The sequence below is a fragment of the Bizionia gelidisalsuginis genome, from assembly GCF_008086185.1.
In the GTDB taxonomy this organism is placed as follows: domain Bacteria; phylum Bacteroidota; class Bacteroidia; order Flavobacteriales; family Flavobacteriaceae; genus Bizionia; species Bizionia saleffrena.
Genome location: NZ_VSKN01000028.1, coordinates 1 through 26928, shown reverse-complemented (window position 1 = coordinate 26928; position 26928 = coordinate 1). Strand labels below are relative to the sequence as shown.

Annotated in this window: 26 protein-coding genes, 2 tRNA genes and 1 riboswitch; of the genes, 15 read left to right on the top strand and 13 right to left on the bottom strand. The window is 34.0% G+C overall.

Annotated features, from left to right (window positions below; translation table 11 throughout):
• Positions 1 to 481, top strand: a 481-nt coding sequence (locus tag ES677_RS13860; protein ID WP_317130616.1) for a transposase, incomplete at its 5' end; no start/stop codon positions are given.
• A gap of 441 nt (positions 482 to 922) precedes the next feature.
• Here ES677_RS13860 and ES677_RS13855 read toward each other — a convergent pair.
• From ES677_RS13855 to ES677_RS13845, 3 genes are all read right to left on the bottom strand, one after another.
• On the bottom strand, positions 923 to 1351 hold the full coding sequence (locus ES677_RS13855) for a hypothetical protein (RefSeq protein WP_148370986.1): 429 nt from the start codon (positions 1349 to 1351) through the stop codon (positions 923 to 925).
• Between the two features lie 61 nt (positions 1352 to 1412).
• A riboswitch (SAM-I-IV-variant riboswitch) is annotated at positions 1413 to 1510 on the bottom strand.
• A gap of 102 nt (positions 1511 to 1612) precedes the next feature.
• Positions 1613 to 1698, bottom strand: a tRNA-Leu gene (locus ES677_RS13850).
• A gap of 56 nt (positions 1699 to 1754) precedes the next feature.
• A tRNA-Lys gene (locus ES677_RS13845) sits at positions 1755 to 1827 on the bottom strand.
• Positions 1828 to 1962: 135 nt separating this feature from the next.
• On the opposite strand from ES677_RS13845, the gene ES677_RS13840 reads away from it, so the two are divergent.
• Positions 1963 to 2481 carry a shikimate kinase gene (locus ES677_RS13840; protein ID WP_148370985.1) on the top strand — a complete coding sequence of 173 codons (519 nt, stop codon included), beginning with the start codon at positions 1963 to 1965 and terminating at the stop codon, positions 2479 to 2481.
• Here the strand turns inward: ES677_RS13840 and ES677_RS13835 are convergent.
• Positions 2473 to 2976, bottom strand: a complete 504-nt coding sequence (locus ES677_RS13835) for a phosphoribosyltransferase family protein (protein ID WP_148370984.1) — start codon at positions 2974 to 2976, stop codon at positions 2473 to 2475. The two genes, ES677_RS13840 and ES677_RS13835, sit on opposite strands and share 9 nt — an antisense overlap.
• 51 nt (positions 2977 to 3027) lie before the next feature.
• Entirely contained in the window at positions 3028 to 3402 is a 375-nt protein-coding gene (locus tag ES677_RS13830) for an RNA-binding S4 domain-containing protein (protein ID WP_148370983.1), read from the bottom strand.
• Between the two features lie 77 nt (positions 3403 to 3479).
• On the opposite strand from ES677_RS13830, the gene ES677_RS13825 reads away from it, so the two are divergent.
• Positions 3480 to 4466: an FKBP-type peptidyl-prolyl cis-trans isomerase gene (locus ES677_RS13825; protein ID WP_148381540.1), complete on the top strand. Its 987-nt coding sequence runs from the start codon at positions 3480 to 3482 to the stop codon at positions 4464 to 4466.
• A gap of 74 nt (positions 4467 to 4540) precedes the next feature.
• Here the strand turns inward: ES677_RS13825 and ES677_RS13820 are convergent, their stop codons facing one another.
• Genes ES677_RS13820 through ES677_RS13810 form a run of 3 tightly spaced genes read right to left on the bottom strand, consistent with a single transcriptional unit; the run spans position 4541 to position 7017 of the window.
• Positions 4541 to 5125 (bottom strand): porin family protein, encoded by a 585-nt coding sequence (locus tag ES677_RS13820; RefSeq protein ID WP_148370981.1) that lies wholly within the window; start codon positions 5123 to 5125, stop codon positions 4541 to 4543.
• 44 nt (positions 5126 to 5169) lie between these two features.
• Entirely contained in the window at positions 5170 to 6123 is a 954-nt protein-coding gene (locus ES677_RS13815) for a transketolase family protein (RefSeq protein WP_148370980.1), read from the bottom strand.
• Positions 6124 to 6171: 48 nt separating this feature from the next.
• Positions 6172 to 7017, bottom strand: coding sequence for a transketolase (locus ES677_RS13810; RefSeq protein WP_148370979.1), 846 nt, complete (start codon positions 7015 to 7017; stop codon positions 6172 to 6174).
• A 291-nt stretch (positions 7018 to 7308) separates the two neighbouring features.
• Here ES677_RS13810 and tgt point away from each other — a divergent pair, with 291 nt between their 5' ends.
• The 12 genes from tgt to ES677_RS13750 all read left to right on the top strand — a co-directional run bounded on the left by tgt (position 7309) and on the right by ES677_RS13750 (position 22235).
• Positions 7309 to 8439, top strand: coding sequence for a tRNA guanosine(34) transglycosylase Tgt (tgt, locus tag ES677_RS13805; RefSeq protein ID WP_148381539.1), 1131 nt, complete (start codon positions 7309 to 7311; stop codon positions 8437 to 8439).
• 111 nt (positions 8440 to 8550) lie between these two features.
• Positions 8551 to 9621, top strand: coding sequence for an LptF/LptG family permease (locus tag ES677_RS13800; RefSeq protein WP_148370977.1), 1071 nt, complete (start codon positions 8551 to 8553; stop codon positions 9619 to 9621).
• Positions 9608 to 10504, top strand: a complete 897-nt coding sequence (locus ES677_RS13795; RefSeq protein ID WP_148370976.1) for a DMT family transporter — start codon at positions 9608 to 9610, stop codon at positions 10502 to 10504. Before ES677_RS13800 ends, ES677_RS13795 begins: the two co-directional genes overlap by 14 nt.
• A gap of 63 nt (positions 10505 to 10567) precedes the next feature.
• Positions 10568 to 11521, top strand: coding sequence for an acetyl-CoA carboxylase carboxyltransferase subunit alpha (locus ES677_RS13790; protein WP_148370975.1), 954 nt, complete (start codon positions 10568 to 10570; stop codon positions 11519 to 11521).
• Positions 11522 to 11688: 167 nt separating this feature from the next.
• Complete coding sequence (dnaB, locus tag ES677_RS13785) at positions 11689 to 13221, top strand: replicative DNA helicase (RefSeq protein ID WP_148370974.1); 1533 nt, start codon at positions 11689 to 11691, stop codon at positions 13219 to 13221.
• 69 nt (positions 13222 to 13290) lie between these two features.
• Positions 13291 to 14316, top strand: a complete 1026-nt coding sequence (locus ES677_RS13780) for an AI-2E family transporter (RefSeq protein WP_148370973.1) — start codon at positions 13291 to 13293, stop codon at positions 14314 to 14316.
• A 222-nt stretch (positions 14317 to 14538) separates the two neighbouring features.
• On the top strand, positions 14539 to 15723 hold the full coding sequence (locus ES677_RS13775; RefSeq protein ID WP_148381542.1) for an asparagine synthetase B: 1185 nt from the start codon (positions 14539 to 14541) through the stop codon (positions 15721 to 15723).
• 1 nt (position 15724) lies between these two features.
• Entirely contained in the window at positions 15725 to 17422 is a 1698-nt protein-coding gene (locus tag ES677_RS13770; RefSeq protein ID WP_148381538.1) for a sensor histidine kinase, read from the top strand.
• Positions 17415 to 18083, top strand: coding sequence for a LytR/AlgR family response regulator transcription factor (locus tag ES677_RS13765; protein WP_148370971.1), 669 nt, complete (start codon positions 17415 to 17417; stop codon positions 18081 to 18083). The genes ES677_RS13770 and ES677_RS13765 overlap by 8 nt, the downstream gene beginning before the upstream one ends.
• A gap of 102 nt (positions 18084 to 18185) precedes the next feature.
• Positions 18186 to 20765, top strand: coding sequence for a LamG-like jellyroll fold domain-containing protein (locus tag ES677_RS13760; protein WP_148381537.1), 2580 nt, complete (start codon positions 18186 to 18188; stop codon positions 20763 to 20765).
• A gap of 111 nt (positions 20766 to 20876) precedes the next feature.
• Positions 20877 to 21146 (top strand): EF-hand domain-containing protein, encoded by a 270-nt coding sequence (locus tag ES677_RS13755; RefSeq protein WP_148370969.1) that lies wholly within the window; start codon positions 20877 to 20879, stop codon positions 21144 to 21146.
• Between the two features lie 33 nt (positions 21147 to 21179).
• Positions 21180 to 22235, top strand: coding sequence for an adenylate/guanylate cyclase domain-containing protein (locus ES677_RS13750; RefSeq protein WP_246124569.1), 1056 nt, complete (start codon positions 21180 to 21182; stop codon positions 22233 to 22235).
• A 38-nt stretch (positions 22236 to 22273) separates the two neighbouring features.
• Here the strand turns inward: ES677_RS13750 and ES677_RS13745 are convergent, their stop codons facing one another.
• From ES677_RS13745 to thrS, 5 genes are all read right to left on the bottom strand, one after another.
• Entirely contained in the window at positions 22274 to 23095 is an 822-nt protein-coding gene (locus tag ES677_RS13745) for a Cof-type HAD-IIB family hydrolase (RefSeq protein WP_148381535.1), read from the bottom strand.
• A 164-nt stretch (positions 23096 to 23259) separates the two neighbouring features.
• On the bottom strand, positions 23260 to 23604 hold the full coding sequence (rplT, locus tag ES677_RS13740) for a 50S ribosomal protein L20 (RefSeq protein WP_148370966.1): 345 nt from the start codon (positions 23602 to 23604) through the stop codon (positions 23260 to 23262).
• Positions 23605 to 23719: 115 nt separating this feature from the next.
• Complete coding sequence (gene rpmI, locus ES677_RS13735; protein ID WP_148370965.1) at positions 23720 to 23917, bottom strand: 50S ribosomal protein L35; 198 nt, start codon at positions 23915 to 23917, stop codon at positions 23720 to 23722.
• Between the two features lie 55 nt (positions 23918 to 23972).
• Complete coding sequence (gene infC, locus ES677_RS13730) at positions 23973 to 24482, bottom strand: translation initiation factor IF-3 (protein WP_262712312.1); 510 nt, start codon at positions 24480 to 24482, stop codon at positions 23973 to 23975.
• A 72-nt stretch (positions 24483 to 24554) separates the two neighbouring features.
• Complete coding sequence (gene thrS / locus ES677_RS13725) at positions 24555 to 26489, bottom strand: threonine--tRNA ligase (RefSeq protein WP_148370963.1); 1935 nt, start codon at positions 26487 to 26489, stop codon at positions 24555 to 24557.
• Positions 26490 to 26928: the final 439 nt, after the last annotated feature.

Below are 26928 nucleotides of genomic sequence, written 5' to 3'. Positions count from 1 at the left end.
TATTGAAGACGCTAGAAAAACAGAAAAAACGCATAGACCAGAACTTCTCGCTAATGGTAATACACATAGCCAGTTGCAGGCTAGGAGTCGACATATACTACGTAAACCAAAGACAAAAAGGACTGCAGCACAAATAGAAAGAGCAGAAATATTGTTTAAGCTTCATCCAACTATTGAAAAAGCCTATAAGTTAGCTCAAGCACTAAGTTATATATATGAAAACAATACGAATAAAGATGTAGCAAGACTAAAATTGGCTCAGTGGTATAACGAAGTAGAAAACTCAAACTTTAAGTCCTTCAATACCATTGCAAGGTCTATACAAATCCATTACAAACCAATTTTGAATTATTTTAACAACAGGAGCACCAATGCTTCCGCGGAATCTTTTAATGCAAAAATCAAAGAGTTCAGGTCGATGTTTAGAGGCGTAAGAGATGTTAAGTTTTTCTTGTTTAGACTTACTAAATTATATGCCTAATTTATGTCACTCCCCAAAAACATTCCTTGATCCACAACGACTTAGTTTAATTCCATTTTGGTGATTATTTTTTAATTTTGGAAGGTGTGAAAAATGTAATTTTTACAATCTCTTGCTTTTGTTTGCTAGTAACAGCTCTTATTGAGTGAAAGCTTTTACATTTATAAGGTATAATGGCATATTTTTGTACGTTAATGAGTCCTTAATATTTAATATCTGGGATAAAATCGTAATTATCTATTCCTTTTTGAAGTTTATGAAAAGCAGGTATCCCTTCGATAGTTGTATCGTGTAATCACCACTCTTTATGAACGTAGTTTGTTGGGACTTCATCGAATTTTATATTGTAGAATACCATTTCTAAACTCAGATATGTTTTGAATTTTATTTTTCGTGACATTTTAAAAGACTAGATTTAAGTAGCTAGAATAGGATTGGAATTTATTTCCAAAAATCGTAATTTAGTAAATTACCCATTTCAACAACTCTCATACCACTACTTAAGTTGCACGCAAAGATGTCTTCAATTTGGCTGTTTTCCTCGTGTATAATGTAGGCAAAAGCGGGTACAAGTTGGTTGGTGTAAAATTGATATACTTTATGATCACAATAGCAACTTTCGCAGTGACCTTTAATCATCGTGGTTTGTTTAAATCCTTTTTCTTTACAAGAGTCAAATACAACTTTCATAGACTTTAGAAACCTATATTTATCAAGATCTTGAAAATTCTGATCTTCCTCTATTAAAGGTTCAAAAATGGAAGTGTCTAGCGATTCGCAAGCTTTAATAAATGTGTTCTTAATGTGCAGAGCAGTTTCTCCAGTTGAGGAGTTTGCTTTCAATTTTAGTTTAATTAATTCAGTTTTCATAGTTATAATGTTTAAGATTAATAAAACACTGCGATAACAAATAAGCTAAAATAAAGTGAGGATTTAAACACTTTTTTCCTTTGTAAAGGCTCATTGTTTAAGCACCTTCGCGTGTTGTCGCAGGTTGCTATCTCATTAAAGAGATTCATAATGAAGTTATAAATATAGAAAAATTAAATGAGACTACAAAATATACAGTAACTATAGAGAAATGTATAAAAATATTGAATAGGGTATAAATTAAAAGATGATTTTTTAAAGTGCGCACGAGAAGATTCGAACTTCCACGACCTAAAGCGGTCACTGGCCCCTCAAGCCAGCGCGTCTACCAATTTCGCCACGTGCGCAGTATTAAAAAAAATATAAAGCAAAAAAAAAGTTAAGCGATGCTTAACTTTTTTAGTGACCGGGCTGGGGCTCGAACCCAGGACCCTCTCCTTAAAAGGGAGATGCTCTACCAACTGAGCTACCAGGTCAATGTTTTTTGTAGCCTTATTGCGGGTGCAAATATATAACCTTTTATCAATTACACAAGTCTGTATTGCTTTTTTTTTCGTTTTTTTGCAAAGCAATTTTCTATGTTTTTCAAAATCAATTCATAAGCTCAAAAAATGAAAATAATTATTTTAGGATATATGGCTTCAGGCAAGTCTTTTATTGGCAAAAAACTATCTACAATTTTAAAATACGAATTTATAGATTTAGATAATTATATAGCGTTGAAAGAAAATAAGTCGATAAAATCTATTTTTGAAGAGCACGGTGAGCTTTATTTCAGAAAAGTGGAACGCAAATACTTGCAAGAAGTGTTAGCGCGTGAGGACACCATTATTATTGCTTTAGGGGGAGGAACGCCTTGTTATTACGATAATATGGACGTAATAGGCACTGCAGAAAATATAAAATCGGTGTATCTAAGAGCGTCGATACCTACATTAGTAGAACGTTTAAAGCAAGAAAAGCACCAACGCCCATTAATTGCACATATAAAAACTGAAGACTTACTTACAGAGTTTATTGGTAAGCATTTATTTGAACGTTCCTATTTTTATAACCAAGCCAATTTTACCGTAGATGCTAATAAAAATTCTGAATTAATGTTAGAAGAACTTCAATTAAAACTATTGTAATCGGGCTTCAAAATGTTTGCCCTCTAGAATAACATCGATGTGTTCGTTTAATGAAGTCGATAACGAAATGCCTTTAAAATCGGCTTTTACAGGGAATTTTTTGTGGTTTCTGTTAACTAAAACAGCCGTTTTAAATTGTTTTAAAGGAACGTCTAAAAAATGGCGTACACCATAAACTAAAGTGGTTCCAGAGTTTAAAACATCGTCAATTAATACCACAGATTTGTTAGTATACTTTTCAGGTTTTAAAGACGTTTTAATTACTGCTCTAGGGTTTTTCTTGTCAATGCTCACTTTGCAAAGAATAGGCGCTATAGGCGAAATTTTACTTAATACCGTTTTTAGTTTTTTAGCTAAAATATAGCCATTGCGATCAATTCCTGCCAAAATAACTTCAGTTTCATCCATATTGCTTTCATAAATTTGATAAGCAATTCTCTTTATTTTATGATTAATCTCGTCGTGAGATAAAATACTGTTTTTTAAAGTTGTCATACGAAGTTATTTTAGTCAAATATAGAGTTGAATTGTTATTAAAACCAATTTTTACGATTCATTTTCTTTATAAATATCATCGATATCTCTTCGGTCTTTTTTTGTGGGGCGTCCAGTCCCTTTTTTTCTATAGTGATCTTTTGCGTGTTTCAACAACTCTTGCGCTTCAAAAGCTGATTTCGGGGTGGTGTCCACTCTGTAAATATCTACTAGTTTAGCACCAACCCTATTTGGTGGCACATCTAGAATAGATAAAGAATAGTTTATTTGATCTTTTCTTAATTCGATTTTATCGGTCGCAAATACATCACGACTAGGTTTTGCAGCTTGTCCGTTTACCTTAATATGTCCTTTTTTACATGCCGTTGTGGCAATGCTTCGGGTTTTATAGTATCTCACACACCATAAATACTTATCTATTCGCATATAATTAATTTAAATTCTACGTTAATGATATTGTACAAAATTATATTTAAACTTATCTTGCAGCAAAAATAAGCATTATGAAAATAACAAAACTTTTCTTAGTAACATTTGCTATCGGTATTATTCTGGTGTCTTGTAAAAAGGATGATGAGTTTACCACTCAATTTATTGAAAGAGACAGACAAGAAGTTTATAATGAAAATAGAGTCGACATTGAAGCGTTTTTAGAAAGTTACACTTTTAATTATGCTGAATTCCAAGAAAATCTTGCTTATAGTGATTTATCTACATCGCCACCAACTATAACGCCAAACGATTCTTATAAGATAGAATTTACCGAGCTCACGGAAACGTCTACAGATTTGTCTATTATGTCTTTTTTAAATAGTGCTACGTATCCAAAATTAGAAATAGATACGGTATATCAAGATGGGGTAGATTATGAGCTCTATATATTAAAAGTTAGAGAAGGTTTAGGAGACGATGTTCACCGTCTTGATAAAGCATCTGTACTCTATAAAGGATCTTTGCCAGATGGGACTATTTTTGATAGCGCTGTAACGGTTAATACGTCTTTTAATTTAACAGCTGTGGGCGCTCAAGCTGGAGTTATTACCGGATTTAGAGAAGGCTTGGTAAAGTTTAAAGCTTCTGAAGGGTTTACCGATAACGCTAGTGGAGAAACAGTTTATCATAATCATGGAATTGGTGCTGTTTTTGTGCCTTCAGGGTTAGGGTATTTTTCTTCTACTGTAAATGAAATACCTAGTTACTCTCCTGTTTTCTTTAGATTTAGAGTTATTACAAGAAGTAATACCGATTTTGATTTAGATGGCGTGCCTTCACACTTAGAAGATTTAGAAGGTGATGGTTATGGTTTTAGCGATGATACTGATGGCGACGGATTGCCAAATTTTATTGATAATGATGATGATGGTGACGGTGTTTTAACACGTTATGAAGATATTAATGAAGACGGAGATCCTACTAATGATGATACAAATGGAAATGGAACGCCTAATTATTTAGACGCAACATCTACCGAATCTATAGAGAACAACTAATATAAAAAGCAAATCACAAAATAAAAAAAGCCAACTCGAACGAGTTGGCTTTTTTTTGTGATTAATTTTAAACACTATAGTAAAATTGATAACGATAAAATAAGCTGATGCGCTCGCACATCTAAACGGTTTATATTAGTCGTGGAGTTATCACTAATTAAAGATACTTCTTTGTCATTAAAACCTCTTTCGTAGCGGAGATCAATCCCTACTTTATTAAAGCTTAATGCAACACCTAGATTGAGTCCCACGGTGAAATCACTTTTAAAATCGCCGATTGTTGCGTTTTCAAAATCTGAGTCTATAATATACTGTAGAGAGGGGCCTGCAAACACTTGCAATGGACCAATTATATGTAAACCGACTAAAAGTGGAGCGTCTAGTTTTTGTAATTTAAAACTACCTGAAGAATAATCAGTTTCTGTTTTAGTATACATTAATTCGGGGCGAAAATAAAAGTTCCCCCCCATTTTACCAAAAACGCCTATATGGTAGCCTATGGTCGATTCTGGGCTTTCGGACGATTGCTTTGCAGCATTATAATAATCGCCGTTGGCATTATAATTAACACCTCCTTTTAAACCAAAACCGCTTTGTTCTTGCGCAAAAACTGAAGTGATTGCCACTAAAAACAAAGCGGTAGTTACTATTTTTTTCATAATCATCGTTTTGTGTGATTAGTTAAAACGACAATTAATCTAATTTATTTTCTTGATATTACTTTTTCGCAAGCTTTAACAATGGCGTCACTATTCAATCCATATTTTTCCATAAGCTGCGCTGGAGTTCCAGATTCGCCAAAAGTATCGTTGGTTGCTACAAACTCTTGAGGGGTTGGTTTATGTTGCGATAACACACGGGCAACACTTTCTCCTAAACCTCCTAAATGGTTATGCTCTTCAGCAGTGACTATACATTTTGTCTTACTTACAGAATCAATAATTGCCTGGGCATCTAACGGTTTTATGGTGTGAATATTAATGACTTCAGCCGAAATTCCTTTTTCATTTAATTCTTTTGAAGCTTCTAAAGCTTCCCAAACTAAATGTCCAGTGGCTACAATGGTAACATCGGCACCATCAACAAGATGTAGAGCTTTTCCTATTTCAAATTTTTGATCTTCAGGCGTAAAGTTTGCTACCGACGGTCTCCCGAAACGTAAATAAACAGGGCCTTCATAATCTGCAATGGCTAGTGTTGCTGCTTTTGTTTGGTTGTAATCGCAAGGGTTAATCACGGTCATACCTGGCAACATTTTCATTAGCCCAATATCTTCTAATATTTGGTGTGTTGCACCATCTTCACCTAAAGTTAACCCCGCGTGAGAAGCACAAATTTTTACATTCTTTCCAGAATAGGCAACACTTTGTCTTATTTGATCGTAAACACGACCGGTAGAAAAGTTAGCAAAGGTTCCTGTAAACGGTATTTTTCCTCCAATAGTTAAACCAGCAGCCATTCCAATCATGTTGGCTTCAGCGATTCCGACTTGAAAAAAACGTTCTGGATTATTTTTCTTAAAATCGTCCATTTTTAGCGAGCCAATTAAATCGGCACACAATGCAACGACATTTTCATTTGTTTTTCCAAGCTCTGTTAACCCTGCTCCAAAACCTGAACGTGTATCTTTATTTCCTGTGTTTTCGTATGTTTTCATAAATAATGCCCTAAAAAAGGGATGTTTTAAATTGAACTAGATATTGGTTTAATAATCTCCTAAAGTTTCAGCGTTTTGGCTTAAGCCTTCAGCTAATTGCTCATCGTTAGGCGCTTTTCCGTGCCAAGCGTGCGTATGCATCATAAAATCGACACCGTTACCCATTACGGTATGTAGTAATACACAAACAGGTTTGCCGTTGCCAGTTTTAGATTTCGCCTCGGCCATTCCTTTTAAAACCGCTTCTATATTATTTCCTTTTTCAATATCAATAACAATCCATCCAAAAGCTTCAAACTTAGCACGCACACTTCCTAAAGATAAAACAGTCTCTGTAGCACCGTCAATTTGCTGACCGTTTAAATCGATTGTAGAAATAAGATTGTCCACATTATTACCGGCAGCATACATAATGGCTTCCCAATTTTGGCCTTCTTGTAACTCACCATCACCATGTAAACTATATACTAAATGCTTACAACCGTTAAGTTTTTTAGCTTGAGCAGCACCTAAGGCAACACTCATACCTTGACCTAACGAACCAGAAGCGATTCTTATTCCTGGCAAACCTTCGTGCGTTGTTGGGTGACCTTGTAAACGTGAATTTAATAAACGAAACGTACTTAATTCGTCTACAGGAAAATAACCTGTTCGTGCAAGAACACTATAAAAAACTGGAGAAATGTGGCCGTTAGAAAGAAAAAACAAATCTTCTCCAATTCCGTCCATATCAAAACCATCTTTTCTGTCCATAATGTCGTTATAAAGTGCTACAAGAAATTCTGCGCAGCCTAAAGAACCCCCAGGATGTCCAGAGTTTACTTTGTGAACCATACGTAAAATATCTCTGCGCACTTGGGTTGTAATGTCTTCTAGTTGTTGTGTGTTTGGCATTTTATTTAGCTTAATTTATATACTGCAAAAATAGTTTATTATATAGTTTATACAAAACAGATTAACGGCACTTATCAACCAAAGCCAATAATTTGCTAACAATTTTAAGTATTAACGCTGAAAAGTTCTCAGATAAAACGTGTTATGTCGTGTACGCGACAGTTTCCTTTATTTTAAGGGGAAGTCTTTTAATTTAACGATAACAGACATAATCTGCCTAAAATAATCATAAATAGAATTTAAAAATTAAAAAATTATAGTAGGTTTGCGAACTGAAGATTACAATGCACTATGACATTCGATTTAAAAGGAAAAGATACACAAAGTAACGCTAGAGCGGGAGTACTTACAACCGATCACGGTATTATTGAAACTCCGATTTTTATGCCCGTAGGTACCGTTGGTACTGTTAAAGGTGTTCACCAAAGAGAGTTAAAGGAGGAGGTTAATCCAGATATTATTTTAGGTAATACCTATCACTTGTACTTGAGACCACAAATAGACGTTTTAGAAAAAGCGGGTGGTTTACATAAATTTATGAATTGGGATCGAAATATTTTAACCGATTCTGGAGGATACCAAGTGTATTCTTTATCTGCAAATAGAAAAATTAAAGAGGAAGGGGTAAAGTTTAAATCGCACATTGACGGAAGTTACCATTTTTTTACTCCAGAAAATGTAATGGAAATTCAACGTAGTATTGGTGCCGATATTATTATGGCCTTCGACGAGTGTACGCCATATCCTTGCGATTATAATTATGCAAAACGGTCGATGCACATGACGCACCGTTGGTTAGATCGCTGTATTTCACATCTAGATAAAACACCTTTAAAATACGACTATTCTCAAGCTTTTTTCCCGATTGTTCAAGGAAGTACTTACAAGGATTTACGTAAGCAGTCTGCCGAATATATCGCGAATGCTGGAGCAGTTGGAAACGCTATTGGCGGATTGTCTGTGGGTGAACCTGCTGAGGAAATGTATGCAATGACCGAAGTGGTAACAGCTATTTTACCGGAAGATAAACCCCGCTATTTAATGGGGGTGGGAACACCAATTAATATCCTAGAGAATATTGCTTTAGGAGTCGACATGTTCGATTGTGTAATGCCGACTCGTAATGCCAGAAACGGAATGCTTTTTACGGCTCACGGTACCATAAATATTAAAAATTTAAAATGGCGCGAAGATTTCTCTCCAATTGATGAAATGGGAATGACCTTCGTAGATACCGAGTATTCTAAAGCTTATTTACGCCACTTATTTAGTGTAAACGAACTTTTGGCGAAACAAATAGCGACTATTCACAACTTAGGTTTTTATATGTGGATGGTTAGAGAGGCAAGAAAACATATATTAGCAGGAGATTTTAGAACATGGAAAGATAAATTGGTAAAGCAAATGGATAAACGTTTGTAAATCGGTTTAATTTTAAATTCTTGATTTTATACTATTTTAAAGCAGTAGCATAAAAATAAAACCCTAAAAATCCATTAATTACTCTATTCGTAGAGCTTTTAAATCGAAACATTGAAAATACTCGATTGGTACATATTAAAACGTTATCTATTAACTTTCGCGGTGATGATTATGCTATTTATTCCTATTGGAATAACAGTACACCTCGCCGAGAAAATTGGTAAAATTATAGATAACAATGTGCCTATGGGTGAGATTTTAATCTATTTCTTAGATTTCACCATTTACTTTGCGCACTTATTATTTCCGTTATTTTTATTTTTATCCGTGATTTGGTTCACCTCCAAACTCGCAAATAACACAGAAATTGTCGCTTTTTTAAGTTCAGGTGTTTCCTTTTCTCGTTTCTTAAGGCCTTATATTTTTGGAGCAACTAGCGTTGCTGCATTCTCAATTTTATTAGGATTATATTTAGCACCAAATGCCAGTAAGGGATTTAATGATTTTCAGTATAAATACCTAAAAGGAAGGAAAGAGGTTAATACTAATGTATTGAAACAGATTAACGATAACGATATTATTTACGTTAGTAATTTTGACGCTAAGTCTAAAACTGGTCGAAATTTTACCTTAGAGCATTTTAACGATGGTAAAATGAGCTTTAAAATTAGTGCTGATAGAATTCGTTATATTGAAAAAGATTCTACGTACCGATTAAATAACTACGTAAAAAGAAAGATTAATGCACACCACGATATTCTCGAGGTAACACGGCGAAAAGATACACTGTTTTCTTTCGATTTAGAAGATTTAACCCCTGAGGAATATATAGCAGAAACCTTAAAATATAACGAACTTGTTCATTTTATAGACCGTGAAGAAAAACGAGGATCGTCTAATATTGGGCGCTATAAATTAGAATTATATAGAAAATGGAGTTTACCAGTTTCGGTATTTATATTAACCATTATAGCGGTGGCCGTATCCTATCGTAAAAGAAGGGGAGGAATGGGAGTAAACTTAGCATTTGGTATTTGTATTGCTATGGTGTTTGTGTTTTTCGATAAGATATTTGGAACCTTAGCCTCGCAATCAGACTTTTCTCCGTTATTGGCTGTGTGGTTTCCAAATATTATCTTTGGAATCATAGCTGTTATTCTTCTTATCAATGCCAAACGATAAATTAAAAAACTACCTTCATTTACATCTTTTAGTTTTTATAGCAGGGTTTACCGCTATTTTAGGAAAACTAATCACCATAGAAGCGGTTGCTTTAGTATGGTATAGAATGCTTATCGCTTCAATTTTAATGTTTATTTACATTAAAATAGCTAACGTCGATATTAAAATAGGGTGTAGAGACTTAATGAGACTAGCTGGGGCTGGAGTAGTTATCGCGTTACATTGGATAACTTTTTTTGAATCTATCGACGTCTCCAATGTGTCTATTGCTTTAGCAATGTTCTCAACCGGTGCTTTTTTTGCCTCATTAATAGAACCCTTAGTTTATAAACGCAAAGTGATTTGGTATGAAATTATTTTTGGTTGTATAGTTATTGTTGGTGTTTACATTTTAATGCAGGGTGAAATACGCTACATAAAAGGAATCCTTTTGGGTATTTTGTCAGCTTTTTTATCGTCATTATTCGCCGTATTAAATGGGAAGTTTAAGGAAACACATTCGGCCACTAAAATTTCGTTTTACGAGTTTGTAAGTGGGGTATTATTTATTTCTATATTCATTTATTTTTTCGGTAATGGGTTTACAGCAAGTCATTTTAATATCAGCGTTTCAGACTTAAGTTATTTAATTATTTTAGCCTCTGTATGTACAGCATACGCTTTTATAGCTGCAGTGTATGTTATGCGTTACATAAGTCCCTATACGGTAGTATTAACGTTTAACTTAGAGCCTATTTATGGCATTGTAGTGGCGCTTATACTTTTTCCAGAGTCAGAAAATATGTCGTCATCATTTTATTTTGGAGCAGCAATAATACTAGGTACTGTCTTATTAAATGGCATTATTAAAAACATAAAATATATAAAAAGGAAACGGTCTTAACACATAAGCCGATTAAAGTTTTTATATTTGTACACTAACAAAAAAATTAAACAATATTTCCCAATGGAATATTTAGAATTTGAATTACCTATAAAAGAGCTAGAGCAACAGCTCCAAAAATGCCAGATTATTGGTTCGGAAAGTGAAGTTGATGTTTCTGAAACCTGTAAACAAATAGAGCAAAAACTTAAAGATACTAAGAAAGATATATATAAAAATCTAACGCCATGGCAACGTGTGCAAATGTCGCGTCACCCAGAAAGACCCTACACTTTAGATTATATCAAGGCGCTTTGTGGTGATACTTTTTTAGAATTACACGGCGACCGATGCTTTAAAGATGATAAAGCGATGATTGGTGGTCTTGGTAAAATTGGAGACCAGAGTTATATGATTATTGGTCAGCAAAAAGGAACCAATACTAAAACACGCCAATACAGAAACTTTGGGATGGCAAATCCTGAAGGCTATCGTAAAGCGTTACGTTTAATGAAATCTGCCGAGAAATTTGGTATTCCAGTAATTACCTTATTAGATACTCCTGGTGCTTACCCGGGCTTAGAAGCAGAAGAACGCGGTCAAGGCGAAGCTATTGCAAGAAACATATTAGAAATGACCCGCTTAAAAGTACCTATTATAACTATTGTTATAGGTGAAGGTGCTTCTGGTGGTGCCTTAGGAATAGGTGTTGGAGATAAAGTGATGATGTTAGAAAACACATGGTACTCTGTAATTTCTCCAGAATCTTGCTCTTCAATTTTATGGAGAAGTTGGGAATATAAGGAACAAGCCGCAGAATCTTTAAAACTTACGGCTACAGATATGAAAAAAATGAAGCTAGTAGACGAAATTATAAAGGAACCACTTGGTGGTGCCCATAGTAACCGTCAAAAAACATTTGCTTCGGTACAAACAGCCATTGAAAAAGCATACGACGAATTAAAAAAGTTATCATCAAAAGATTTAGTAAGTAATCGTATGGACAAATATTCTCAAATGGGAGTATTCAAAGGGTAGTAGTCTTAAAACCTATATAGAGTAAAATCTGAAAGCTGGTCTTTCAGATTTTTTTATGCTTATTAACAAGAAATTCAAGTTATTAACACTCAAAATGTTCATTACCTGTTAAGATTGATTAACTTTATAAGACACATTTTCAGTACAATTTATTTACTTTAGCTTTCATGAACCAACCCAATCAATTAAAAGGCTATCCAGTCGACAAAAACAAGATTATTAATCTTGAGCGTGGTAAAATACCGCCACAAGCAACTGATTTAGAAGAAGTTGTGCTTGGGGCAATGATGATCGATAAAAAAGGGGTAGATGAAGTTATCGACATTTTAAGCGCTGATGCCTTCTATAAAGAAGCACATCAGCATATTTTTGAAGCGATATTTATGTTGTTTCAAGAGAGTCAACCTATTGACTTATTAACCGTTTCTACGCAATTAAAAACAAATGCAAAGTTAGAAGCTGCAGGCGGCGATTTTTACCTTATATCTTTAACCCAAAAGGTGTCTTCTTCTGCACATATCGAATTTCATGCACGTATTATTTTACAGAAATTTATTCAGCGTAGCTTAATAAAAATATCGAGTGAAATTATCGAGGATGCTTACGACGAGACTCAGGATGTTTTCGATCTGTTAGATAAAGCAGAGTCGAAGTTATATGAAGTAACGCAAGGAAATATTAAAAAATCGAGTGAAACGGCTCAAGATTTAGTAATTCTAGCGAAAAAGAAAATTGAAGAAATTTCAAAGAAAGAAGGGATGAGTGGTATTCCTTCAGGATTTGATAAATTAGATAAATTAACCTCAGGGTGGCAGGAAAGTGATTTAATTATCGTTGCCGCACGTCCAGGTATGGGTAAAACAGCCTTAACATTATCGATGGCCAGAAATATTGCTGTTAACCATAATATACCAGTAGCCTTTTTCTCTTTAGAGATGGCATCCGTACAATTAATAACACGTTTAATTTCTAGTGAAACTGGATTATCCTCAGAAAAATTAAGAACAGGGAAGTTAGAAAAGCATGAGTGGGAGCAGCTTAATGTGAAAGTGAAGGCGTTAGAAAAAGCACCTCTTTTTATTGATGACACACCATCACTTTCTATTTTCGATTTACGCGCAAAGGCAAGACGTTTGGCTTCACAACACGGTATTAAGATGATTATTGTCGATTACTTGCAGTTAATGACGGCTGCAGGAAGTGGAGGAAATAGAGAGCAAGAAATTTCTACAATTTCGCGAAACCTTAAGGCGTTAGCAAAAGAATTAAGTGTACCGGTAATTGCGTTATCGCAGTTATCGCGTGCTGTAGAAACTAGGGGAGGAAGTAAACGTCCTTTATTATCCGATTTACGTGAATCTGGAGCCATTGAGCAAGATGCCGATATTGTATCGTTTATTTATCGTCCCGAATATTATAAAATTGATGAGTGGGACGACGACGATCATTCTCCAACTGCTGGTCAAGCCGAGTTTATTATAGCAAAACACCGTAATGGTGGTTTAGAAAATATTCGACTTAAATTTATTGGTAACCTTGGTAAGTTCGATAACCTGGATGATTTTGATACGCCTTTTGGTCAAGAATTTCATAGTAAAATGAATGAAAACGAAGGAGAAGATACTTTTAGTTCTGGTGGATTTTCGGCAACACCACAAGATGCATTTGGTTCTCCCGAAGATGACGATGTTCCGTTTTAAAAAACAGCATTTCAATAAACTTTTTTAGTACTTTTGTGATATAAAATATAAAATCATTTAGAAGCCAAAATGGATAAAATCCGTACCACAAATATGTTACTATTAGTTATAGTAATACCTATAATATTTTACTTGTTAAAAGTATTGTCGTTTATTTTTGTACCACTTGTGTTTTCAATGTTTATAGCATTGTTGTTTTTGCCCTTAATGCGTTTTTTAAGACGTCGTAAAGTGCCAAAAATAATAAGTATAATTATCGTAATGATTATTATTTTCTTAGGCATTAAGCTCGGAGCAGAGGTGGTTAAACTGTCTAGTAAAGAAATTGTCGCTTCAGATTCTCAGTTTTTTGAAAAAGCAGAAACTAAAATTAAAACACTCATTTTTGATGTGGAAACCTTTTTTGGTACGGCAAGTGGTACGGCAGCCGATAAAAGTTTATCGAGCTACATAAATCAAGATGCCCTTGTAAAAAACTTTGGGACAACTTTTGGTTTTGTCAGTAGCTTTTTAACGGCTTTATTAATGACGACCTTCTTTGTGGTATTGTGGTTAGCGGAATCCATAAATATAGAAAAAGTATTAAATAAAACACTATTAAAGAAAAAGCATACCTCAATAAAAACCTTTAGGAAAATTGAGAAAGATCTTATAAAATTCATTAAAGTAAAGTTTATTGTAAGTTTGTTAACCGGGGTTGGAATAACTTTAGCTTGCTATGGTTTTGATGTTAGTTTTCCTATATTTTGGGGGATTTTTGCATTCTTAATAAACTTCGTCCAGATGGTTGGTTCTTTTATTACTATTATTTTACTCTCTATTTTTGCCTTTGTAGAATTAGAAACGGGTAGTACGTTACTGTTTTTTATAATCGCTATTTCTGGGGTTCAAATATTATTTGGCTCTATTTTAGAACCTATATTTATGGGAAAATCATTTTCTATAAATATTATTACCGTTTTGGTTATGCTAATGTTTTGGGGCTTTATTTGGGGTATTCCGGGACTTATAATGGCCATTCCAATTACTGTGTTTCTAAAAATTATATTGGAGCAATTTAATAGTACTAAAGGCGTAGCCACTATGATATCTTAAATTGGCGAGTTTTTAATTTCTAAAATGTAAGATAAAAGTAAAAGTGTATTAAAAAGCCTGTTTTTTAACTATCTTTCTAATGCTTACAAAATAAAAGAAACCTGAAGTTTTAAAAGGTGTAGTGAGCGTAATAAAAAGAATAAGAAATTGAAAAAGTATATTTTTTACCTCGCATTTTTACTATTAACCTCGAACGCATCTGCGTCCTATATTTTAATTCCTATGGATGCCGACACTCAAAAAAATCATTTAAAGGCTTACGGTATTACCTATTGGTCGTTAGCTCGAAATATAAAGGTTAAATGGTTACTCAATTATCGTGGTGGTTCCTTTTTATTGCCAGATTCTAAGGCTGTTCAACGCGAATGCCAAATTAGAGGTGTTAGCTTTGAAGTCTTAAGCAATACAAATACTGAGGAGATTTTAGAGACTATTAGTAGTCCAAGTAAAAATATGGCGGCAGTGGTTTTAGAAAAAGCACCAAAAATTGCTGTGTATACTCCCAACGGAAAATCTCCTTGGGATGATGCCGTAACAATGGTATTAACGTACGCTGAGATTCCTTACGAAACTATTTATGATACAGAAGTTTTAGACGATGGTTTATTGTTATTCGATTGGTTACACTTACATCACGAAGATTTTACGGGGCAATATGGTAAATTTTATAGAAATTACCGAAGCGCATCGTGGTATATCGAAGAAAAGAAAGAAGCCGAAGCGTTAGCAAAATCATTGGGTTATAACAAAGTATCTGAAGCCAAACGTGATGTCGCACTAAAAATTAGAGATTATGTTGTGGGTGGTGGCTTTATGTTTGCTATGTGTAGTGCCACCGATAGTTTTGATATTGCTTTATCGGCCACTGGAGTCGATATTTGCGAGCCAATGTTCGATGACGACCCGAGTGAGCCCAACTACCAATCTAAATTAGATTACCATAAAACACTGGCGTTTACCGATTATATTTTAGAACGCAGTCCTTTAGTCTACGAATTTTCTAGTATCGATATGACGAGTAAGCGCAGCATTCCTAAAGAAACTGATTACTTTTCATTGATGGATTTCTCGGCAAAATGGGATCCTATTCCTACAATGCTATGTCAAAATCACACCGCTTTAGTAAAGGGGTTTATGGGACAAACCACCGCATTCGCCCGAGAATTAATTAAACCGAATGTCTTAGTTATGGGAGAAAACCGAACCAATCAAGAAGCAAAATATATTCATGGTATAAAAGGAAAAGGTTTTTTTACTTTTTATGGCGGCCACGATCCAGAAGATTATACACATAAAGTGGGCGACCCAAAAACCGAACTCGATTTGCATCCTACATCACCTGGTTATCGCTTAATCTTAAATAACGTCTTGTTTCCAGCCGCTAAAAAGAAGAAGCAGAAAACTTAGAATGAAATATCTATTAATCTCAATACTCTACTTTATATCTCAAGTGTCCTTTTCACAGAGCGATAACATTGTCGATTTTGGTCAAAAGTTAATTTATGAAAATAAATTAGATCAAGCCATTAAGTATTACGACCAGCACTTACTAGAGCCTAGTAATAAAGAGCAAGAAATCTATTTGCTTTTGGGGTTAGCAGAGATTTATAAATTACAATTAGATTTTAACACAGCGAACAATTTTTATTTAAAAGCTTATAAAAAAATCAAGAGTAGTAACAATAAGCCTATCGCGTTTTTCTACCACGTAAAAAAGGCTGAATTTTATAGAAAAAGAACGTTGTATAGGCAGGCTTCTTCACAGTTAGATAAAGCAGAAGTGATTTTAAAGAACACTAAAATTGATGATGCTATGTTATCTAAGTATTATGGCAGAAAGGCGGCGCTTTTTTCAGAATATTTTAGGATTCCCGATTCGACATTGTTTTACGCAGATAAAGCATTACAATTGGCGAAGAAGGGAGATGACAAAGATGTTGTTTTTTATTCTACACTAGAAATCTCTGGTGTTTATGAAGAGCGCAAACAATATGACAAAGCCATAGATTATCTTCAAGAATTAATAGTTTTTTCGATAGCTAATAATTTAGTGCAACAGCAAGCGGACGCCTATGTTAATTATACAAGAATTTTAATAAAAGATAAACAGTTTGAGACTGGTTTAAAAGAGTCAATGCAAGCATTGAAACTCGCGAAAGGGAATAATTCGCTTTTTAACGAAATTTTATTTACCGATAATGTTCGTAATTGTTATGAGAAATTAGGAAATATAGAAAAAGCTTATGAGTATTTAGAAACTAGACTTAAACTTACCGATATATATTATAAAAAGGAGCACAATGAATTTCTATTCGAACTAGAAGAAAAATACGATCTGGCAGCTAAAGAGAGTCAAATTAAAATTAATAACTTAGAGATTTTAAACCAAAAGAGAGCTTTGGCATCCAATAAAGTAAAGCTCTATGTGGCAACCGGATTGTTTGTCTTTTCTATTACAGTGGTTTTATTATTTGTCTATTTTCTAAGAAGAGCAAGAAAAAGTAATAAACAGCTTCAAATACTATCACAAGAGAACGAATTTCTATTAAGTGAGGCTAATCATCGTATTAATAATAATTTGCAATTGGTTATTATTCTTATTTCAGATCAATTAAAGAAAACGTCCGATCAAGAGCGTTTCCAACTCAAAAACATTTTGACAAAAGTAGAGGCCATTTCTACGTTACATAGACATTTATATAAAAATGAAGACAAAAGAAAAGTGGACATTAACGGTTATTTAAACGATGTGAAAACCAGTTTTTTCGATGTCTTTAAGGAAAATGACATTCAAGTCAATTTTAAAATTGCTTCTGTAGAGATCCCCACAGATTATGCTATGTATTTTGGATTATTACTTACCGAGTTATGTATAAATTCTATAAAGTATGCTTTTAATAATCAAGAGGATAAAGAAATTAATTTCGAAATAAAATATAATGACAGGCTTTTTTTTGTCTATTCTGATAACGGATTAACCACTATAAATACAATTATTAAACCAAAACTGATAGATAAAATCTGTCGTCAATTAGAAATGGAGTATACAATTAACACGGCTGATGGTTTCTCTTTTTCAGTAGTAAAAGAAATTGAGAATGATTAAAGAGAGTGCTTCAAAAATTCTTATTGTTGAGGATGAAATAATAATAGCAGAATATATAGCCGATCTTTTAGAGGAAGAACATTTTACCAAAATTAGAATAGCAAATAATAAAGAAATAGCAGTGCAGGAAATGACCGCTTTTTTACCAGATATTATTTTAATGGATATCAATTTAAAAGGTGTAAACTCAGGAATAGAGTTGTCTAAAGCTAAAAATGACAGCGCTGTCGTTATATTTATTACAGGTCAGCACGATGTTACATCAATGAATGAGGCTTTGCAAACAAATCCTGATGCGTATTTAACGAAACCACTAAAAAAAGTAGATGTTTTAGCGTCTATTAGGCTAGCCATATATAAAAGAAAAATGCAAACGTTTCAGTTTAAAGATGGTTATGACACAGTTAACTTAAAACATTCAGACATTAGGTATTTTGTTGCAGATGGTAACTACGTAACTATTCAGACAACGTCAAGGAAATATATTGTTAGACAGTCTTTAATTGCTCTTGAAGAAAAACTGTCCTCAGATTTATTTATAAAGTCACACAGGTCTTATATAGTAAACAAAAGTAAAGTAGAGCGCGTAACTTCAAATTCTGTAGTAGTTAATGGTTTAGAGATTCCGTTATCAAGAACTTACGCTAAATATTTTAAGTAGTATTCTACATACAAAATAAAGCGCTTTAGACCTTGTTTGTTCTATTTTATATATTAAAATTTAGTTTTGCAGCATTATTATTCATAACTAAACCTACACTATATGAAATTAAAATTTTACTTATTTTTTGTGGCTTTTATTAGTCTTAATTTTGCTAACGCTAATTATTATATTCAAGTAACAGATATTGATCCTTTAACAGGAAGCGCAACCTATGTGTTAAATGAAACACCAAATTCATTACAGCTGCCAATTTCTTTTTGTGCCTATGGAAATTCTCAACCACAAATAGCAACTAATTATAAAATTTCGTGGTATAGAAATGTTACTAATTCAACTACTAATGGTGTTTTAATAAACGAAATGGTCGTGTCTACATTAGCACAAATTAACGTTCAAGATTTTAAAAATCATTTACCAGATACAACTATACCGGGAACTTATTATTACTACGCAGTTTTGTCAGAACCTTCATCTACTGGTTGTGGTATGACGGATAGCTTAACATCAACAACTCAAAAAATTGAAGTTTTTAATCCAGCAACACATTTAAATTTTGATGGAGTGGATGATTATGTAAGTATAAACATAGGAGCTTCTAATATTCAAGAAAATAATTACACACACGAGCTCTGGTTTAAAACCTCGAGCCCTAATGGAACATTATTTAATAACGCAGATTCTGATTTACCTAATTCTGGTGGTTTTAATAAAACAATATATCTCCAGAATGGTAATTTAAATGCGTATGTTTTTGATGGAGGCGCACATACTATAACCTCTGCATTAACCTATAACGATGATAATTGGCATCATGTAGCAGAAATTGTTACACTAACCGAAAGAACTTTATATGTAGATGGTGTTTTAGTTGGTACAGATACACATTTTTCAACTCAAGATTTTGGTTATATAGTTTTAGGTGCGAGTAATTTAACGCCAAGTGTTTATTTTAATGGTGATATTGACGAAGTCCGAATTTGGAATAAAGCATTGTCAGTTGATGATATTATTAGAAGACAGAACTGTGAAATACAAGGTGACGAATCAGATTTATTGGCGTATTATAAGTGTAATCAAGGGTATGATTCAGAAGATAATACAACTATTACAACCCTAACAGATAATTCAACCAATAATAATGTTGGAACATTAACAAGCTTTGGATTAACAGGTGTAACCAGTAACTGGTTATTAGGTTCGCCTGTTATAACGGGTTCTACAATACCATCTATACCAACAGCAACGACACCTTTAACGTATACTCAAGGAGATACTGCAGGTGAACTAACCGCAACATCAGGAGGATCAAGTGTTATGTGGTACACTCAAGAAACAGGAAGTTTAGGAGCCACAACAGCACCCATACCAGATACTTTAATCGTAGGACCAACTTCTTACTGGGTTGCTAGTACAAACGATAGTGGTTGTGAAAGTGAACGTATTGAAATTGTAGTAAACGTTTATGAAGCCGCAACACATTTAAATTTGGGAGGCATCAACGATTATGTAGATTGTGGAGATGATTCTAGTTTACAAATTACAGGAAATACGATTACGTTAGAAGCTTATGTGAATTTTAATTCTTTTGCGTCAGCTTCATTTTTAGGAAATATAATTAATAAAAATGATGGAGCAAATACTTCTGGATATATGTTAAGAGCAGGAGGCAATGGTGTTGTAAATTTTGTAGTAGCAAATGCGGGTTGGAATGAAACATTTTCTCCAGCAAATAGTATAAGTGAAAATACGTGGCATCATATTGCAGGTGTATATAATGGTACAACAGCAAAAATATATGTAGATGGTATTCAGGTCGCTTCTCAATCTTTTTCAATCACTGTTGGTAATGCTAATAAAAACTTAAGCTTAGGAAAAGATCTTAATTATTCTGATAGATTTCTGGATGCTTCTATAGATGATGTTCGTATTTGGAACGTCGCGAGAACAGCTGAACAGATTAATAGAAGTAAAAACTGCGAATTACAAGGTACTGAAACAGGTTTAGTTGCCTATTATAAATTTAATCAAGGTGCTGCAGAAGCCGATAACACAGGCATTACTACTTTAATTGATGACACCACATTTGGAAATAATGGAACATTAACAAACTTTGCTTTAACAGGAACCTCAAGTAACTGGATAGCAGGTTCTCCGGTGACTACTGGTTCTGTAATACCTACAATACCAACAGTAACTTCTCCTATAGTTTACAATGAAGGAGATACCGCTAGCGAATTAACAGCAACATCAGGAGGTACAGGTTTAATGTGGTATACTACAGAAACTGGAGGAGCAGGAGATGTAAATTTGCCAACACCAAATACAGATACAGTGGGCTCAACATCCTATTGGGTTGCTAGTTCAAACAATAATGGGTGTGAAAGCGAACGTGTAGAAATTGTAGTAACTGTAGATGAAACATTGGGAGTTAACGATAATGTAATGTTAAACGACATCGCAATTTATCCAAATCCAACACGGGGTTTACTAATTATAAATAATAACATAGGAATAGATATGCAAGTAACTATTTATGATATTAACGGTAGAGTACTAATAAGTAAATCTAATAATGACACGATGACTACGTTGGATATGACAAGTTTTAGCAACGGAATATATCTATTAAGAATACAAACCAAATCAGGTGAGTTTTCTAAAAAAGTGATTAAAAATTAAGAATTAAAAAAAATATTATTTATCAGAGGCCGCAGTAATGCGGCCTTTTTTTATGAAATTAATTCTGTTAAAAGCAAATTTTATTCCTTACTTTTAAGTAAATTTAAATCAATGTCCACAAAAGAAGTCATATTAAACAAAATTCAAATACTGATGACCAAAAATTTCGATTCACCAGAAAAAGCGTTTCAGTTTTTTGATGATAATGGAGATGGCAAACTATCAAAGAAGGAAATTATAAATCTTTTAAAAGACGCTGAAATTAGCGGATTTATTAGAGGTGTTGTGGCTGTAAAACTAATTGAGGCATACGATAAAGACACAAATGGTTCTGTAAGCTGGAGTGAGTTTAAGTTTGCTATCGACGAAATTTTAAATTAAAAAACGCACTTGAAACTCGATTTACTAAACTTCTTGAAGCTTTTAGCATCTACCATTCTATTTTGGTCTTTCGCTTTCTGTTTATTTATTTTTATACGTTACCACGCGTTAGGTGAGGAGGAAGGCATTGATAACGGAGAATCGCTCATAAAAGAAATTTTATATCTCGGGGTTATTTTAGGGGGTATTATAGGTACCTTATTTGCTATAGTAGAATATCTTTTCGATAATTACTTATTCAAAAATTTTTCGCTAGGGTTAATTCTATTACAGAAATCCTTCATTTATTTACTAGGTTTAATTCTCGCATTAAGTTATGTGTTTTCTTTAGTGGAAGCCACAATGGATCTAAATCTAGACAACGACGAGCTAGGTTGGTGGCAAACAAACCAGGTTTTTTGGTTGGTGGTTGCCTATTTTCTAATTTGCTCTTTAGTGTTTTCGTTTTTAAAAATAGCCAACGAAAAGTTTGGAAAAGGAGTATTCTTTAATTTCTTAATTGGTAAATATAGAAAACCAAGAGAGGAAAAACGCATCTTTATGTTTCTCGATTTGCAATCGTCAACTACAATAGCCGAACAATTGGGCCATTACAAATACAGCGAATTAATTCAAGATTGCTTTTTCGATTTAAATCGGATTGTTGGGAAGTATAATGCACAAATTTATCAGTATGTGGGAGACGAAGCGGTGTTAAGTTGGGACTATAAAAGCGGAATTAAATATAATAATTGCTTAGAAATCTTCTTTCATTTCCAGTACCGTTTAGATAAAAGAGGTAAATACTACACTAAGAAATACGGATTGACACCAACTTTTAAGGCAGGTGTTCACGGAGGAAATCTAATTGTTACCGAAGTTGGAAGTGTTAAAAAGGAAATTGCATACCATGGCGATGTCATAAATACAACAGCGCGTATTCAAGATGAGTGTAATAAATACAACGAATTTTTATTATGTTCCAACGAATTGCTAAAAGAGTTAAAACTAAGCCGTAAACTATCGCAAACCTTTATAGGTGATTTGTATTTAAAAGGAAAAGAAGATAGTCTTAAAATATCGGCTATTCATAAAAAAACAGGAAGTTGAATTTGAGATGTGGGGTGAATAAGACTAATCTAAAGTAATTACTGTTTTAAAACCAATGCTCTCTTTGCTAAAAGCAACTGTTCGAGAACACATTCTACACCATTTTCGTCGTTTGTAATAGTTTCGAAGCGTGCTATTGCCTTCACGTTGGGATGAGCGTTACCCATAGCATAACTAAAATAACTACCTTCTAACATTTCAATATCATTATTATAATCTCCAAAAGCCATAGTTTCGGCGCTACTGATTCCATACTTTTCTTGTAATAATTGTAAAGCGTGTCCCTTATTGGCTAAGTTTTCAGAAATATCTACCCAATGGTTTGCAGAAACTTTTACTTTAAATTTCTTTTCTAAATGCTTAACATGAGGGTATATGTATTGTTCTGAGTTTTCTTCGTGGTATAAAGCAATTTTATAAACGTCTTCTTTAATCTCACTTTCATCAGCTATCACCACATAGCTCTTATAATATTCAGAAAGCAATCCCATTAAGGCCGCCGATTTACTCTTTACATACGCCTTATTTTTGGAGCAGTACACAGGATGTGTGTCTTCAAGAGTGTTTATTAAAGTGGTTAAAGTGTGCAAATCTTTAGCGTTAATAGGAGTAGACAATAAAATATGGTCTTTTTCAATTGCTAAGCCTCCATTTTCAGCAATGAAGATAATATCATCTTTTATAGGTGCTAGTTTTTCAATAAGACTATAATAGGGTCTTCCACTGGCAGCGACAAAAATGATGTTGTGTCGTTGTAACTCTTTATACAATTCAAAAAAACGGTTACTTACGGCGTGGTTAGAATTAAGTAAAGTGCCGTCCATATCTGTAATTATCAATTTCACTTGAGATATATGCATTGTGCTGTTTTAAAGTTTCTTAGTAAATATAGGGTTTACTGTTCGGTATTCCGATGGCTAAAGTATTAACGGTTTACAATATTTTTACACAAAAAAAATCCGATTCAATACAGAATCGGATTTAGTTATATAAGCGAAATTATAGTTTTAATTGGCAAAATGCCTTACTTTACTTTGTTTACAATCGCTTCAAAAGCTACTGGGTTGTTCATTGCTAAATCAGCTAAAACCTTACGGTTTAACTCAATATTATTAGACTTTACTTTACCCATAAATTGTGAGTAAGACATACCGTGTATTCTAGCTCCTGCGTTAATACGCGTAATCCATAAAGCACGGAATGTTCTCTTTTTAACTCTACGGTCTCTGTACGAATATTGCATCGCTTTATCAACCGCGTTTTTTGCTATTGTCCAAACGTTTTTACGACGTCCGAAGTAACCTTTTGCTTGTTTAAGCACCTTTTTTCTTCTGGCTCTTTTGGCTACAGAATTTACTGATCTTGGCATATTTTAAATGTGTTTTGTAGTAGGCGGTTCTTAGAACACTTTAAGGTGTCTTAATTAAATTTAAGTCCAAGCCTAACTCCAGGGTTTATAATTATTGTAACCGGTTAAAAAAATATTACTTTAAACGTAACATAATTTTAACATTGTTCTTGTCTGCCTTATGTACTAATGTATCATGCGTCAGAGCTAGCTTACGTTTTTTAGATTTCTTTGTTAAAATGTGACTTTTAAACGCGTGCTTTCTTTTTATTTTACCAGTACCAGTAAGCTTGAAACGCTTTTTAGCACTAGATTTTGTTTTCATTTTAGGCATCTTGTGTCTTAGTTTTAATTATTTCGCTTATAATATGTTTTCCTTAATAAAGGATTTACTTTTTAGGAGCAATAAACATCGTCATACGTTTACCTTCTAATCTAGGCATTTGCTCGACTTTTCCTAGCTCTTCTAAATCTTGAGCTAATCGTAACAATAGTATTTGTCCTTGTTCTTTAAACACAATCGATCGTCCTTTAAAGAATACAAATGCTTTTAATTTAGCACCTTCTTTTAAAAACTTCTCGGCGTGTTTCTTTTTAAACTCATAATCATGGTCGTCGGTTTGTGGTCCAAATCGAATTTCTTTTATGATTACTTTAGACGCTTTAGATTTTATCGCTTTATCGCGTTTCTTCTGTTCGTAAAGAAACTTTTTATAATCCATAACTTTACAAACAGGAGGATCGGCTTTTGGCGAAATCTCAACAAGATCTAACTCTTGTTCTACTGCTATTGCTAAAGCATCTTTGGTTGAATATATTCCTACTTCAACGTTCTCTCCAACCAGACGTATTTTCTCAGCTCTAATTTTAGAGTTAATTCTGTGTTGGTCTTCTTTAATGACTCTTAAAGGTCCTCTTGATCTTTTTCTACGTATTGCTATGACTTATATATTTTTAGTTAAACTTATTTTTTAAAATTCCTTTAATGTTTTACTGATTTCTGTAGTAACAATCTTAGAGAACTCTTCAACACTAATCGTGCCTAAGTCTTCTCCTCCGTGCTGTCTTACAGATATTTTTCCTTCTTGTTCTTCATTCTCACCAATAATAATCATATATGGTGTCTTACTCATTTCGGCTTCTCTAATCTTCTTTCCTATAGTTTCATTCCTATTGTCTAGAAGAGCGCGAATTTCGTAATTTTCTAACGAATTTAAAACTTTTTTACCGTATTTCTCATATTTTTCGCTCAGAGTTAATACAGAGACCTGATTTGGCATCAACCAAAGCGGAAAATTTCCTCCTGTATGCTCTAATAAAATAGCTATAAAACGCTCCATACTACCAAACGGAGCACGGTGTATCATTACTGGCCTGTGCATTTCGTTGTCACTACCCTTATAACTCAACTCAAAACGTTCTGGTAAATTATAATCTACTTGAATCGTTCCTAACTGCCACTGTCTCCCTAAGGCATCTTTGACCATAAAGTCTAATTTCGGACCATAAAAGGCAGCTTCCCCTGTTTCAATCACGTAATTTAGGCCTTTATCTTTCGCAGCGCTTATAATAGCTTGCTCCGCTTTTTCCCAATTCTCGAGACTACCAATATACTTTTCGGGAGTCTTAGGGTCTCTTAAAGAGACTTGCGCAGTAAAGTTTTCAAACCCTAAAGAGCCAAAAACGTAGAGTACTAAATCAATAACCTCTTTAAATTCTTTATCTAATTGGTCTGGAGTACAAAAAATATGGGCATCATCTTGAGTAAATCCTCTTACACGGGTTAAACCATGTAACTCACCACTCTGCTCATAACGATAAACCGTTCCAAATTCTGCATAACGTTTAGGTAAATCCTTGTACGACCACTGCGCGTGGTTGTAAATCTCACAGTGATGCGGACAGTTCATTGGTTTTAACAAAAACTCTTCACCCTCTTTTGGAGTCTTAATAGGTTGAAAACTATCTTCACCATATTTAGCATAATGCCCAGAAGTAACATACAGTTCCTTTTGCGCAATATGCGGTGTTATTACCATTTCGTATCCTGCTTTCTTCTGTGCTTTCTTTAAAAAATCTTCCAAGCGTTCACGTAAAGCGGCTCCTTTTGGTAACCATAATGGCAAACCAGCACCAACTTTTTGCGAAAAAGTAAACAATTCCAGTTCTTTACCTAATTTTCTATGATCTCTCTTTTTAGCCTCTTCTAAGAGGTGTAAATATTCGGTAAGCTCTTTCTGTTTCGGAAAAGTAATACCATAAACACGTGTAAGCTGTGTGTTATTTTCATCTCCCCTCCAATACGCACCAGCAACCGATAGTATTTTTATGGCCTTAATTATTCCCGTATTCGGAATATGGCCACCACGACACAAATCTGTAAACGTAGAATGGTCACAAAACGTAATGGTACCATCTTCTAAATTTTCAATTAATTCGGTTTTGTATGCATTGTCCTTATACAAATCTAAAGCTTCAGCCTTAGACGCATCTCGCATTGTAAACTCGTGTTTTCCGCGAGCTATTTCAAGCATTTTAGTTTCAATCGTCTTAAAATCGTTATCCGAAATACTAACCGCACCAAAATCTACATCATAATAAAATCCATTATCAATAGCTGGTCCAATCGTTAATTTAGCATCTGGGTATAATTCCTGTATAGCTTGTGCCAATACGTGAGCAGACGAATGCCAAAACGCTTTCTTCCCCTCATCATTTTGCCAGGTAAACAAGGTTAGCGATCCATCCTCGGTTAAAGGCGTTGAAGCTTCTACTACGGTCTCGTTAAACTTTGCAGAAATTACATTTCTCGCTAATCCCTCGCTAATACTCTTAGCAACATCCATTGGTGTAGTCCCTTTATCAAAAGACTTTACACTGCCATCAGGTAATGTGATATGTATCATAAATAATTTTAAATTCGAATAGCAAAGATAATAGGTTCTAAATAACCAAGCAACACCAAAATACGCTTATTTACCACTTATATTATATTTTGGGCGTAACCGCATTGCAAAACACTGTTTTGTTTTGCAATGCAGTCAGGCTTTCGGCAGTCGCTTCCCGATAAAAAATCGGGAGAGCTCCAACAAAGCCTCAATCCTTAACGCAGAGATCGCGACGACCTATATTTAGAATGAGACAAGGAGTGAGTAATCCAGACCGCTGAGATCGCGGTATCCATAGCAAAATTCAGTAGCCAACATAAAGTGAGCGATGATTTAAACCACACTGCTCACCAAATCCAAAGTCTTAAAAAGGCGCCTTTTTAAATTAAAGCACTATAAAAAGTACTAGGTAGCGTAAGGGCTATTCATTATTTAGACACGTATTTAAACACTTCCC